General features: G+C 70.3%; 11 protein-coding genes. 1 reads left to right on the top strand and 10 read right to left on the bottom strand.

Features of this window, described 5'->3' with window-relative positions:
* Positions 1-136 precede the first annotated feature (136 nt).
* The 6 genes from V7067_RS05485 to V7067_RS05510 form a co-directional block, all read right to left on the bottom strand.
* Positions 137-886 (bottom strand): F0F1 ATP synthase subunit A, encoded by a 750-nt coding sequence (locus V7067_RS05485; RefSeq protein ID WP_334174877.1) that lies wholly within the window; start codon positions 884-886, stop codon positions 137-139.
* A gap of 86 nt (positions 887-972) precedes the next feature.
* Positions 973-1,407, bottom strand: coding sequence for an AtpZ/AtpI family protein (locus V7067_RS05490; protein ID WP_334174878.1), 435 nt, complete (start codon positions 1,405-1,407; stop codon positions 973-975).
* A 189-nt stretch (positions 1,408-1,596) separates the two neighbouring features.
* The gene (locus V7067_RS05495; RefSeq protein WP_334174879.1) at positions 1,597-5,055 is read right to left on the bottom strand and encodes an AAA family ATPase; all 3,459 of its coding nucleotides are present in this window, start codon (positions 5,053-5,055) and stop codon (positions 1,597-1,599) included.
* A gap of 118 nt (positions 5,056-5,173) precedes the next feature.
* Positions 5,174-5,872, bottom strand: coding sequence for a DsbA family protein (locus tag V7067_RS05500; RefSeq protein ID WP_334174880.1), 699 nt, complete (start codon positions 5,870-5,872; stop codon positions 5,174-5,176).
* Positions 5,873-6,077: 205 nt separating this feature from the next.
* The gene (locus V7067_RS05505) at positions 6,078-6,617 is read right to left on the bottom strand and encodes a DciA family protein (protein ID WP_334174881.1); all 540 of its coding nucleotides are present in this window, start codon (positions 6,615-6,617) and stop codon (positions 6,078-6,080) included.
* A 171-nt stretch (positions 6,618-6,788) separates the two neighbouring features.
* Positions 6,789-7,133, bottom strand: a complete 345-nt coding sequence (locus tag V7067_RS05510) for a carboxymuconolactone decarboxylase family protein (RefSeq protein WP_334174882.1) — start codon at positions 7,131-7,133, stop codon at positions 6,789-6,791.
* 270 nt (positions 7,134-7,403) lie between these two features.
* Between V7067_RS05510 and mutY the strand changes: the two genes are divergently transcribed.
* Positions 7,404-8,510, top strand: coding sequence for an A/G-specific adenine glycosylase (gene mutY, locus V7067_RS05515; RefSeq protein WP_334174883.1), 1,107 nt, complete (start codon positions 7,404-7,406; stop codon positions 8,508-8,510).
* Between the two features lie 90 nt (positions 8,511-8,600).
* On the opposite strand, the gene V7067_RS05520 is transcribed toward mutY, so the two are convergent.
* From V7067_RS05520 to ispH, 4 genes are all read right to left on the bottom strand, one after another.
* Positions 8,601-9,695, bottom strand: a complete 1,095-nt coding sequence (locus tag V7067_RS05520; RefSeq protein WP_334174896.1) for a site-specific DNA-methyltransferase — start codon at positions 9,693-9,695, stop codon at positions 8,601-8,603.
* A gap of 293 nt (positions 9,696-9,988) precedes the next feature.
* Positions 9,989-10,462 (bottom strand): ribonuclease HI, encoded by a 474-nt coding sequence (rnhA, locus tag V7067_RS05525; protein WP_334174884.1) that lies wholly within the window; start codon positions 10,460-10,462, stop codon positions 9,989-9,991.
* A gap of 20 nt (positions 10,463-10,482) precedes the next feature.
* Complete coding sequence (locus tag V7067_RS05530; protein WP_334174885.1) at positions 10,483-11,445, bottom strand: homoserine kinase; 963 nt, start codon at positions 11,443-11,445, stop codon at positions 10,483-10,485.
* Positions 11,446-11,514: 69 nt separating this feature from the next.
* Complete coding sequence (gene ispH, locus V7067_RS05535; protein WP_334174897.1) at positions 11,515-12,495, bottom strand: 4-hydroxy-3-methylbut-2-enyl diphosphate reductase; 981 nt, start codon at positions 12,493-12,495, stop codon at positions 11,515-11,517.
* Positions 12,496-12,515: the final 20 nt, after the last annotated feature.

Consider the following 12,515-nt stretch of genomic DNA (forward strand, 5'->3'; position numbering starts at 1 on the left):
ACTTCGCAGCTTCCGCGTCCATGGTGGCTCCTTGCGTTTGAACGGGTCGAGTTCGATGAACTTGTTGCGGTTAAGTTCTGGAACTTGAGGGGTTTTCGAGGATGAGTCCCGCCCTGCCGGCGAGGCCCGCCCGGGGTCAGTGACCCGGGTGAACCGCGTCGTTGAGATACATGCAGGTAAGGACGGTGAAGACGTAGGCCTGCAGGAAGGCCACCAGAACCTCAAGGGCGGTGATGGCAACCGTCATGGCCAGAGGCAGGACCGAACCGATCCAGCCGCCGATGCCGAGGGCGCTGAGCGTGACGATCAGACCCGCGAACACCTTAACGGTGATGTGGCCCGCCAGCATGTTGGCAAAGAGACGAACGGAGAGGCTGATCGGACGAGAGATGAACGAGATCACCTCGATCGCCGTCACCAGCGGCACCAGAATGCCGGGCACGCCTTCCGGAACGAAGAGCTTGAGGAAGCCGAAGCCGTGCTTGGCGAAGCCGGCAATCACCACCGTCAGGATCACGATCATCGCCAGAGCGAACGTGACGATGATATGGCTGGTGACGGTGAAGAAATAGGGGAACAGGCCGAACAGGTTCGCGACCAGCACGAACATGAACACCGAGAACACCAGCGGGAAGAACTTCATGCCCTCCGCGCCGGCCGAACTTCGCAATGTTCCGGCTACGAACTCGTAAGAGAGTTCGGCTGCCGACTGCCAGCGCGACGGCACGAGACCGCGCCCCCGGGTGCCGAGCACGAGAAATGCCACGGACACCGCAACCACGACGACCATAAACAGCGACGAATTGGTGAACGACAGGTCCACGCCGCCAATATTGACATCGAGGACCTTGAAGATCCGGAATTGATGGATCGGATCGTTGGACACCTGCCGAACCCCTCGTGCCGGCGGACTTCAGCCCGCGTTGTCGTTCCACATGCCGCACAAAGCCATACAGCCTCGCGCCGGCGCTGTCATTTGCGTTCGTCCTGCCCGCCCTGCGACGGACGGTCCAGACGCTGCTCCGGCTGCGGCACATGACCGACGGCCCGGAGCACATTCATAATGCCGGCCGCGAAGCCAAGCAGCAGGAACACGATCAGACCAAAGGGCAAGGTGCCCAGCAGCCAGTCCAGCCCCCACCCGATCGCTCCGCCGACGGCTATGCCGCCGATGAATTCGGAGGAGAGCTTCATCGCCTGGCTCCACCCGGCCGTAGCCGAGACCGGAGCAACCGGCGATACCGGCACCGCCGCCCGGCGCGACCGCGCCTGGTCGCCGATAGCGGCATTGATCTTCCTGCGCCGGGCCTCCAGCGCCGCGTCGTCGGGCGGCGCATCCGCGCCGGCTCCTTCGGCCGCTTTGCCGGCTGCCGGACCGCGGGACGAACCGTCATGGGGATCAGACATCGACGCCACCTCCCCTGAAGACCATCCCGGTTATCCGGAACCCGAAAACGGGCGCACAATAGTCGGGCGCCGGACGCCCTGTCAAGGCAAGCGAAGAAGCTCTTAACAGGCTGATGAATTTGGATAATTTCCAGTTCTTCCGTCCTGCGACAATCGGCGCTGTGCAGGCAGTGCCGATTGGCAGCGCAGTCATCCCGCGTCGCGGAAGCTCTCGGCGGTCCGCAGGTCCACGGAAACCACCTGCGAGACGCCGCGTTCCACCATCGTCACGCCGAAAAGCCGCTGCATCCGGGCCATGGTGATCGGATTGTGGGTAATCACCAGAAAGCGCGTGTCGGTGCGGCGCGTCATTTCCACAACCAGATCGCAGAATCGCTCCACATTGGCGTCGTCGAGCGGCGCGTCGACCTCGTCGAGCACGCAGATCGGCGCAGGATTCGTGAGAAACACCGCAAAAATCAGCGCCATAGTGGTCAGCGCCTGCTCGCCGCCGGACAGCAGCGTCAGCGTCTGCGGCTTCTTGCCGGGCGGACGGGCGATCAGTTCCAGCCCCGAATCCAGCGGGTCTTCGGAATCGACCAGCGCCAGTTCGGCCGTGCCGCCGTTGAAAAGGTGTGTGAACAACTGGCGGAAATGGCCGTCGACGATGCCGAACGCCCGCAACAGGCGCTCGCGTGCCTCGCCGTTCAGCGTGGCGATTCCCTGCCGCAGGCGCCGGATGGCCTCGGTCAGGTCGTCGCGGTCGGCAATCAGGCCGTCGCGGCGGGTTTCCACCTCGGCCGCCTCGTCTTCGGCCCGCAGATTGACCCCGCCGAGCCGCTCCCGCTCCGCCTTCAGGCGCTCAAGGCGGGTTTCGATGCCGGCCGGGTCCGGCAGCGGCGCGGCGGCATCGAGGCCGGCGATGGCGATCAGTTCGCGCGGCGCGCAGTCCAGCGTCTCGGCGACCTGCCGTTCGGTTTCCGCGCGGCGGTCGCGGGCGGCGGCAAGGCGCTCCTCGGCACGGGCGCTGCCTTCGCGGGCCGCCGAAAGGGCGGCCAGCGTTTCGCGGGCCAGCCGGTCGGCCTCCGTAAGCCGGCGCTCCCCGGCGGTGCGCGCCTCCGCCGCGGCGAGGCGGGCGGTTTCCGCCGCCCCGGTCTCGCGCTCCATATCGCGGCGGCGACGGGCGTGGTCGTCGGGCGCCTCGATGAGCGCGATGCGCTCGTCTTCGATTTCCTCGCGGCGGGCCCGGAGATCGGCGCTGCGGCCGGCGGCCTCGCGGGCGCGCAGCGCCACCGCCTCGCGCTCGCGCGCGATGGCGGCAAGGCGGCGGATGCGCAGATCGTGTTCGCGGCCCGCCGCCGCGGCCTCCGCGGTCAGGTCCGTCAGCCGGGTGCGGGCCGCGGCCGCCCGGGCGGCGAGACGGGCGATATCGGCTTCCTGCGCCAGCGGCGGCGGCAGGTCTTCAAGGGCGATGGCCGCGTCCTCGCAGACCAGCCGGGCCTGCGCCACATCCGCGGCGCGGCGTGCGGCCAGATCGGCCAGCGTGGCCCGGCGGCGCTCCAGTTCGCCGGCCGCCCGCTCGGCGCGCACGAGAGCCTCGCGCGCGGCGGTCGCCGCACGCTGGCGGTCGCGCGCCGCGTCGCGCGCCTGCCGGTCGCAGGCCGTTGCCCGGGCGACCGCCGACCGGGCGTCGGCGAGCGCCGCGCGGGCGCGATCGCGCAGGGCAGCGGCACCGGCACGGCCGGCCTGCAGCGCTGCCAGCCGGTTGCGCTGCGCCAGCCGCTGGGCCGCCGGCCCGGGCGCCTCGGCGGATGCGGTGAAGCCGTCCCACCGCCACAGATCGCCTTCGCGGCTGACGAGGCGCTGCCCCACGGCCAGCGTGCCTTGCAGCCGCGCGCCGTCGGCCCGCGGCACGATGCCGACCTGCGCCAGCCGGCGCGCCAGCTGGGCCGGCGCCCCGACCACAGCCGAAAGCGGCACAAGCCCGGCCGGCAGGGGCGGATCGTGCGGGCCGCAGGGCGCACCGGCCCAGTGCGCGGCCGCCTCCGCCTCCAGCGCGGCATCGAGATCGGCACCGAGCGCGGCCGCCAGCGCAACCTCGAAGCCCGGCTGCACGTCCATGGCATCGAGAACCGGCGCAAAGCCGCCGGCGGCGCCGGCCGCCAGAATGCCGGCCAGCGTTTCGGCCTCGGTTTCAAGGCGTTGCAGGGCGGCCTCGGCCTCGGCGGCCGGGCCGTGGGCGGCCGCCTCGTCAAGGCGGGCGGACTGCAGGCCGGCCTCGGCCGCAGCCACCGCCTCCTCGGCGGCGACCGCGCCGTCCGTCGCGTCTTCAAGGGCGATGCGCGCCTCTTCCGCGCCGCTGTCGGCGGCAAGGCGGGCCGCGGCCTCGGCGCTGTCGCGCTCAAGGGCGGCGAGTTCGCGCGTCAGATCATCGAGACGCCGGGCGCTCTGGGCGGCCTCGCGCTCAAGGGCGGTGCGGCGGGCGGCGGCCTCGGCACCGAGGCGGGTGGCGGCGGCCAGTTCCGCCTCCGCCGTCTCAAGAGCTGCGCGGGCAGCCTGCAACTGCGCCTCGGCGTCGCCGGCCCGCGCCTCGGCATCGGCCTGTTCGGCGGCCAGCGTTTCGGCCTCGTCGGCCAGAGCCGCACCCGCCGCCGCAGCCTCCCCGGCCAGCCGGTCCTCGCGCGCGGTGTCGCCGGCAAGCTGGGCGATGCGGCGTTCCAGTTCGGCCAGGCGCTCGCGGGCGCGCCGTTCTTCCCCGGCAAGGGCCTCGGCGGCCGCCTGCAGGCGCGCCAGCGCCGCACCGGCCGCCGCTTCGCGCTCGCGCAGCCCGGGCATCGCCGCCGCGGCGATGGCGTGATCGCGCGCCGCATCGGCCTGCGCGGCGGCAGCAGCCTCGGTGCCGGCGCGGGCCTGCTCCAGCGTGTCGCTGATTTCGGCCACCAGCGCGCGCGCGGCGATCCATTTCAGATAGAACAGCGTCGCCTCGCCCTTGCGGATCTCGCCCGACAGGGCGCGGTAGCGCGCCGCCTGCCGCGCCTGTCGCCGCAGGCCTTCGAGCTGGCTGCCGATCTCGCCCAGCACATCTTCCAGACGCGCGAGATTCTGTTCCGCCGCCTTCAGCCGCAATTCGGCCTCGTGGCGGCGGGAATGCAGGCCCGAGATGCCGGCCGCCTCTTCCAGAATGCGCCGGCGCGCCGATGGCCGGGCCGCGATCAGCTCGCCGATCTGACCCTGCCGCACCATGGAAGGCGAGCGCGAGCCGGTCGAGGCATCGGCAAAAAGCAGCTGGACATCGCGGGCGCGCACCTCGCGGCCGTTGATGCGATAGGCAGAGCCGGCGCCGCGCTCGATCCGCCGCGAGACTTCCAGAAAATCGGCGTCGTTGAAGGCCTGCGGCGCCGTCCGGGCGGTGTTGTCGAGCACGAGGGCCACTTCGGCGCGGTTGCGCGCCGGCCGGCGGGCGGAGCCGGAGAAAATCACGTCGTCCATATCGGTGGCGCGCATGTTGCGGGATGAGTTTTCACCCATCACCCAGCGCATCGCCTCCACCAGATTGGACTTGCCGCAGCCGTTGGGGCCGACGACACCGGTCAGCCCCGGCTCGATCGGCACCTCTGTCGGCTCCACAAAGGTCTTGAAGCCGGCAATGCGCAGCTTCACGAACTGCATGGCCGCCCCTCAACGCCGAAAACCCCGCTGCCGGCGACGGCAGCAGGGCAGATTGCGGCAGCAGCCGGTGCGGGCGGCCGGCCGGCCCGGGGGTGGCCGGCCGTCAGTCGGCCCGCCTTCAGTTGGCGGGCCCCGCCTTGGCCGCAGCGGCATCGATGGCCTTGGCGAAGGCATCGATCGACTGCTCCCCGGTCAGCTTCTGCCCGTTGAGGAAGAACGTCGGCGTGGCATTGACGCCGAACTGCTTGTAGGCGGTCTCCTTGACCGTGTTGATCTGGTCAAGGAGCTTCTGGTTGGAAAGGCAGGCCTCAAAGCTCATCTGCGTGAACCCGGCCTGCTTGGCCATGGAAAGCAGACCGCTCAGCGGATCCTGAACGAAGGCCCAGTCCTTCTGATTGTCGAAGAACAGGTCCACCATGTCGTAATACTTGTCCTGCGGGGCGCAGCGCATCAGCATGGTGGCGGCCGTCGCGACCGGGTCGAGCGGGAAGGCGCGGAAGATGAAGCGCACCTTGCCGGTCTCGATGAAATCCTTCTTCAGCGCCGGCCAGGTGCCGGCGTGGAAAGCCGCGCAATGCGAGCACGTCATCGAGGCGTATTCGACGATGGTGACCGGCGCATCCGCCTTGCCGAGCGCGATATCGGGCAGAACGCTCTGGTCCATCAGGGCCTTGACGTCGACGGTGGCCTCCGGCGCGCTTTCCTGCGCATGAGCGCGCTGACTCACGGCCGGGGAACCGGCGATGCAGAAGGCCGCGGCCACGGTCAGCGCGAGGGCGCCGACGGTGTCGGGAAGACGACGACGGATCAGTTTCAAGGGGCGGCTCCTGAGCAAAGGCAGAGGGCGGGCCGGCACGAGCCCGCACGACAGCAGACCGGAGCCCGCCCGGCAAACGCCGGGGGCAAACCGGGTTCGCCGCACGCGGATTAGCCGGCCGGACCGCCAGAGGCAACGCACAAAATGAGGCAAATGCGTGGTCGCCGCCCCGCGACACGCGCGGCCGGCCGGCGACAGTGCGCGATCAGGAACCGCGGCGGCCGCGCTCCGGCGGCGGCGGCGCGGCGCCCAGAACGCCCCGTCCCAGCCGCTTCAGCGCCCCGGCAAGGCCGGGGGCACAGCCGGTTTCCACCACCGCCTCAAGGCGGGTCTGCTCGCTCTGGTCGAGCGGCCGCAGCCGGCGGTGGCCGGTTTCCGGCAGCGGCAGCGGCGGGCGCTGCACAACCTTGACCCGGTCCACCGCGCGCCAGCCGAACAGCGCGTTCACCCGCTCGGCGATCAGCGGCGCCTGATGGGTGATGAGCACGGCGCCGGGCCCGTCCGCCCGCACGATGAGGGTGCCCGGCCGCGGGCCGTCGTCATGCGGCAGCCGGCGCGGCCAGCGGATGCACTCCGGCCGGGTGCGGGCCGCGAGATTCGAATCGACGATCTCGGGCCACAGCGTCACGATCTCGCCGGAGGCGAAGCCGCGACGGCGGCAGGCGTCCTCGATCGCCGGAGCGATCAGGTCGGCGAGCGGCCGGGCACCGCGGCGGCCGTTGAGAATGCGGTTCGGCGGGCTCATGGCGACGGCATCTCCGGCGAAAGCAAAGCGGCAGGCGCCGCACGCGGGGTGCGGCAGCTGCGGCAGGCTGCACGGCGGCAGCCGGCCGCACCGGCATTCTAGGCCAACGCGGCCGCAATCGCACGCCCGCAGACGGCCGCCGGCCCGCCGCCCGGCGGCGACGCGCCGGGATCAGGCCTCGCTGAACTGGTCGAAGGAGCGCAGCGCGTCGGCGGCATACATCAGCGACGGGCCGCCGCCCATGTAGACGCACAGCGCCAGCACCTCGCAGACCTCGGCGCGCGTGGCGCCAAGCTCCTTCAGCGCCTTGGTGTGAAACCCGATACAGCCATCGCAGCGCAGCGCGACGGCAATCGACAGCGCCATGAATTCCTTGGTCTTCTTATCGAGCGCACCGTCCGCGGTGGCCGCCTTCGCCATGGCACCGAAGCCGGCCATGGTGTCCGGCACGGCCTTACGGAGCTGGGCGGTGTACTGCGAGATATCGGCGATCAGCGCCTTGTAGTCCTTGGCCATCGCGGGGGTCCTCTGCGTTCCAATATATTCGCATCATACGATATACGAATATATAGATTCAAGCGCAAAACCGCCGGCCGTCGCGGCCACGCCGCTCAGGCCCGCTTCGCCACCCGGCAAAACGGTTCTAAGGTGCCGCCGCGGGGTTTGCTGCCGTGCGCCCCCTTGCCGTGGGCGTGCGCCCGTCGTTGCCGTATGCCATCGTTGCTGCGTGCGAGCTCCGCCCGATACCGCCTCCCCGATACTGCCTGCCCTGACGGACGCCTGCCGATGCCTGTTGCCGCTGCCGACCTTCTTGCGTGGTACGACCGACACGCCCGCACCCTGCCCTGGCGCGTGGGTCCGGCGGCGCGGAAGGCGGGCGGGCGGGCAGACCCCTACCGGGTGTGGCTTTCGGAGGTGATGCTGCAGCAGACCACGGTTGCGGCGGTGAAGGACTATTTTCATCGCTTCACCACGCTGTGGCCCACGGTCGGCGCTCTGGCGGCGGCCGACGACGAGGCGGTGATGAAGGCGTGGGCCGGCCTTGGCTACTATGCCCGCGCGCGCAACCTGAAACGCTGTGCCGAGGTCGTGGCCCGCGAGCGCGGCGGGCGCTTTCCGGAGACCGAAGCGGGGCTGCTCGCGCTGCCGGGCATCGGGGCTTATACCGCGGCCGCTGTCGCCGCCATCGCCTTCGGTGCGCCGGCGGCCGTCGTCGACGGCAATGTGGAACGCGTCGTCACCCGCGTGCTGGCTCTGGCAACGCCGCTGCCCGCCGCCAAGGCGCCGGTGCGGGCCTTCGTCGCCACGCTGGTGCCGCCGGACCGGCCGGGCGAGTTCGCCGAGGCGATGATGGATCTGGGCGCCACCCTCTGCTCGCCGCGGCGGCCGGCCTGCGCGCTCTGCCCGTGGTCGGGCGGCTGCGCGGCGCGGGCGGCTGGCACGCAGGAAAATTTTCCGGTGAAGGCACCGAAGCCCGACCGGCCGGTGCGCCGTGGCGCGGCCTTCGTCGCCATCCGGCCCGACGGCGCGGTGCTGGTGGAAAAGCGGCCGGAAAAGGGGCTGCTCGGCGGCATGACCGGGGTTCCGACCAGCGCCTGGGTGACGGCGGAAGGCAGCGCGCCGAAGAAGCGCGGACGGCCGGCGAAAGCGACCGCACCCGCCGCGCTGCCGGCCGCCGGAGCCGGGGCTGCGCCCTTCCCCGCCGGCTGGCAGCGCATGACGGCGCCGGTGGAACACACCTTCACCCACTTCCATCTGGTGCTTGAGGTGTGGCTGGCGCACGTTCCGGCCGGCCACCCGGCCGGTGACGGCTGGTGGTCGCCGGCCGGTGCGCTTCAGGGCGAGGCGCTGCCGAGCGTGTTTCGCAAGGTGCTGGCCGCCGCAGGCCTGTGAGCGGGCCCCGCCGGCCGGCAACGAAAAAGGGCGCCCCGGCCCGGCCGGAAGCGCCCTTTGTTCAGTGCCGGTGCGGCGGTTGCGCGGGCCTCACGCCGGCCGCGCCCGCAGCGCCTCGCGCAGCGTGTCGATCGGCTCGCGCCGGCCGCCCTGCTCCAGATGCCAGAACGTCCAGCCGTTGCAGGCATCGAAGCCCTGCACCAGCGCGCCGACCTTGTGGATGGAACCGACATGCGTGCCGGATTCAAGCGAGCCGTCGGCCCGGACGGTGGCCCGGTGCAGGCCGCGCGAACAGGTCAGTTCCGCGCCCGGCTGCACCAGCCCGGCTTCGATGAGCGAGCCGAACGGCACGCGCGGCGCCGCGCGCTTGCCCGTCACCACTTCCAGCGAGGCCGGCGGGGCCGGCTCCACGGCGGCGATGCGCGCCTCCGCGGCGGCGGCATAAGCCGGCTCGCGCTCGATGCCGATGAAGCGGCGGCCGAGGCGGCGGGCAACCACGCCGGTGGTGCCGGTGCCGAAGAACGGATCGAGCACCACGTCGCCGGGATTGGTCGACGACAGCAGCACCCGGTAAAGCAGCGCTTCCGGCTTCTGCGTCGGATGCACCTTCAGCCCGTCCTCGCCCTTCAGCCGCTCGCCGCCGGAACAGATCGGCAGCGTCCAGTCGGAGCGCATCTGCAGGTCTTCGTTGAAGGCCTTCAGGGCGTGATAGTTGAAGGTGTAGCTCTTCGCGTCCTTGTCGCGCGAAGCCCAGATCAGCGTCTCGTGGGCATTGGCGAAGCGCCGGCCGCGAAAATTCGGCATCGGGTTCGACTTCACCCACACCACATCGTTCAGCAGCCAGAACCCGAGGTTCTGCAGGCACGAGCCGACGCGGAAGATGTTGTGATAGGAGCCGATCACCCAGATCGTGCCGTTGGGCTTCAGCACACGACGGCAGGCCGCCAGCCACGCGCGGGTGAAGGCATCGTAGGCCTCGAACGATTCGAACTGGTCCCAGGCATCGTCGACGGCATCGACCCGGCTCTGGTCCGGGCGGTGCAGCGCGCCTTCGAGCTGCAGGTTGTAGGGCGGATCGGCAAAGATCACGTCCACCGAGCGCGGAGGCAGGCTCATGAGATGGGCCACGCAATCGCCCAGCAGGATGCGGTCGAGCGGCAGGCGCGCGTCCGCCTCTGCGGCCATGGCCGGAGAGAACACAGGGGAATGCGTGGCGTCGCGCGGAGCGGCGCGGCGTCCGTTCGTGGGCATCGGAATCTCTTGGGAAATGCGGGACGCCCCGGAGGACGTCCCGCTTTGGATCGGGCTCATTGCGACGCAGCACCTCACGCAATTCGCATGGGTAAGGTCGCCCGATCCTGGTAAAGGCGCGGTTAAGGCGAATCAGAAAATCGCTGTTGAATCAGCCTGTTGGTGGTAATGGTTTATTTACCATCCCATGTAAGGCGCCTGATTTTCCTGAGAGATCGCGCGCCTTCTCAGCGCGCCGCCTTGAAGGGCGCCATGCCGGCGCGCGCCAGCGCGTCCACGCGCTCGTTACCCTCGTGGCCGGCGTGGCCCTTCACCCAGTGCCACTCCACCTGATGGTTCCGGGTGGCGGCATCGAGGCGCTGCCACAGTTCGGCGTTCTTCACCGGCTTCCTGTCGGCGGTCTTCCAGCCGTTGCGCTTCCAGCCGTGAATCCAGTTCATGATGCCGTTGCGCACATACTGGCTGTCGGTGAAGAGGTCGATCGCCATCGACCGCTTCAGGCTTTCCAGCGCGGTGATGGCGGCCAGCAGTTCCATGCGGTTGTTGGTGGTTTCCGCCTCGCCGCCGCACAGCTCCTTCTCATGGCCGTTCCAGATCAGCAGCACGCCCCAGCCGCCGGGGCCGGGATTGCCGCTGCAGGCGCCGTCCGTATAAGCCGTCACGCGCGGGGCGGCCGGTGCGGCCGCGGTCTCGTCGCTCATCGCTTTTGCTTCCCCCTGCCTCACAGCAGGCCATAGTCGCGCGCACTGGCGACCGCGCGGTGGAAGCGCAGTTTGCCCAGATATTCCAGCGGGTCCTTCGGCACCACCAGCGCCCCCGGCGGCACGCGCAGCCAGTCGTGCAGGCGCGTCAGCAGAAAGCGCACGGCCGCGCCGCGCGCCAGCACCGGCAGCGCGGCCACCTCCGCCGGGCCGAGCGGCCGCTCGCGGCAATAAGCGGTCAGCAGCGCCTGCCCCTTGGTGAAATTGAAGGCGCCGTCCGGCTCGAAGCACCATGCGTTAAGGCAGATGGCGAGGTCGTAGGCCAGAAAGTCGTCGCACGCGAAATAGAAATCGATCAGCCCCGACAGCCGGTTGCCGAGGAAGAACACGTTGTCGGGAAAGAGATCGGCATGGATCACGCCCGCCGGCAGGCCCTGCGGCCAGCCGGCCGCCAGCGCCGCAAGCTCGCCGCCGATTTCGGCGGTAAGGCCCGGCGCCACGCTGTCGGCCCGGTCGGCCGACTGGGCAAACAGCGGCGCCCACGCCGCCTGCCCGAGGGCGTTCGGCCGCACGAGACCGAACCCCTCGCCGGCCAGATGCAGGCCCGCCAGCGCCCGGCCCACGCCGGCGCAGTGCTCCACCACCGGCCGGCGCGGCCACATGCCTTCCAGAAAGGTGACGAGCGCCGCCGGCCGGCCGGCCAGCTCGCCGAGCGTCGCGCCGTCGCGCGCCGCCACCGGCTGCGGGCAGATCACGCCGCGCCGCGCCAGATGCTGCATCAGCCCGAGAAAGAACGGCAGGTCGCCGGGATCGACGCGCTTCTCGTAGAGCGTCAGGATGAAGTGCCCTGCAGTCGTCTGCAGCAGGAAATTGGTGTTCTCGACACCTTCGGCAATGCCCTTGCAGGAGAGCACGCGCCCGATGTCGTAGCGTGCGACGAAGCGGGCCAGATCCTCGTCGGCAACTTCCGTATAGACGGCCATGGGAGAAAACGTCCGTGTGGGCCCCGCCGCCGGCGCGGCCGCGGGGAATCGGGGAAAGCCGCGGGCGGCTTATTCGGCGGCGCTGCGGGCGGCAGCCGTGGCGCGCAGCTCGCGCGGCACGGCAAAAGAAATCGTCTCTTCGGCCGTGCGCACTTCTTCCACGCTCACTGTGAAGCGGGTGGCGAAGCTGTCGATGATCTCTTCCACCAGCACTTCCGGTGCCGAGGCGCCGGCGGTGATGCCGAGCGTGGCGATGCCCTCGAAATCGGCCCAGTCGATATCGCCGGCGCGCTGCAGCAGCACGGCCCGGCGGCAGCCCTCGCGCTCGGCCACCTCGCGCAGGCGCTGCGAGTTGGAGGAGTTCGGCGCCCCCACCACGATCATCGCCTCAACCCGGTGCGCCACCGCCTTCACAGCTTCCTGACGGTTGGTGGTGGCGTAGCAGATATCGTCCTTGTGCGGCGGCTGGATGGCCGGGAAACGGCTCTGCAGCACGGCAACGATATCGCGGGTGTCGTCGACGGAAAGCGTGGTCTGGGTAATCCACGCCAGATTCTGCGCATCGCGCGGCGTAAAGGTGCGGGCGTCCTCCACCGTCTCCACCAGCGAAACGGCGCCGGGGGGAAGCTGGCCCATGGTGCCCACCACTTCCGGATGCCCGGTATGGCCGATCAGCACCACCTCGCGGCCGCGGCGGAACTGCACATCGGCCTCCTTGTGCACCTTGGAAACCAGCGGACAGGTGGCATCGAGATAGAACAGGCTGCGATAGCGCGCCGCCTCCGGCACCGATTTCGGCACACCGTGGGCCGAAAAGATAACCGGCTGCGCGGTCTCCGGAATCTCGTCCAGCTCCTCCACGAAGACCGCGCCCTTGGTCTTCAGCGATTCCACGACATATTTGTTGTGCACGATCTCGTGGCGCACATAGACCGGCGCGCCGTAGCGCTGCAGGGCGAGTTCCACGATCTGGATGGCGCGGTCGACACCGGCACAGAAGCCGCGCGGCGCACACAGCAGAACGGACAGCGCGGGCTTTGCGGACGGCACGGGCCCGGCGGACGGGACGG

This window comes from Pseudoxanthobacter sp., assembly GCF_036822375.1.
Classification (GTDB): Bacteria; Pseudomonadota; Alphaproteobacteria; order Rhizobiales; family Segnochrobactraceae; genus Pseudoxanthobacter.

Coding starts and splice junctions, on each gene's coding strand:
- V7067_RS05490 (WP_334174878.1), bottom strand. CDS start 1,407: ATGTCTGATCCCCATGACGGTTCGTCCCGCGGTCCGGCAGCCGGCAAA.
- V7067_RS05495 (WP_334174879.1), bottom strand. CDS start 5,055: ATGCAGTTCGTGAAGCTGCGCATTGCCGGCTTCAAGACCTTTGTGGAG.
- V7067_RS05505 (WP_334174881.1), bottom strand. CDS start 6,617: ATGAGCCCGCCGAACCGCATTCTCAACGGCCGCCGCGGTGCCCGGCCG.
- V7067_RS05510 (WP_334174882.1), bottom strand. CDS start 7,133: ATGGCCAAGGACTACAAGGCGCTGATCGCCGATATCTCGCAGTACACC.
- mutY (WP_334174883.1), top strand. CDS start 7,404: ATGCCTGTTGCCGCTGCCGACCTTCTTGCGTGGTACGACCGACACGCC.
- V7067_RS05520 (WP_334174896.1), bottom strand. CDS start 9,695: ATGGCCGCAGAGGCGGACGCGCGCCTGCCGCTCGACCGCATCCTGCTG.
- rnhA (WP_334174884.1), bottom strand. CDS start 10,462: ATGAGCGACGAGACCGCGGCCGCACCGGCCGCCCCGCGCGTGACGGCT.
- V7067_RS05530 (WP_334174885.1), bottom strand. CDS start 11,445: ATGGCCGTCTATACGGAAGTTGCCGACGAGGATCTGGCCCGCTTCGTC.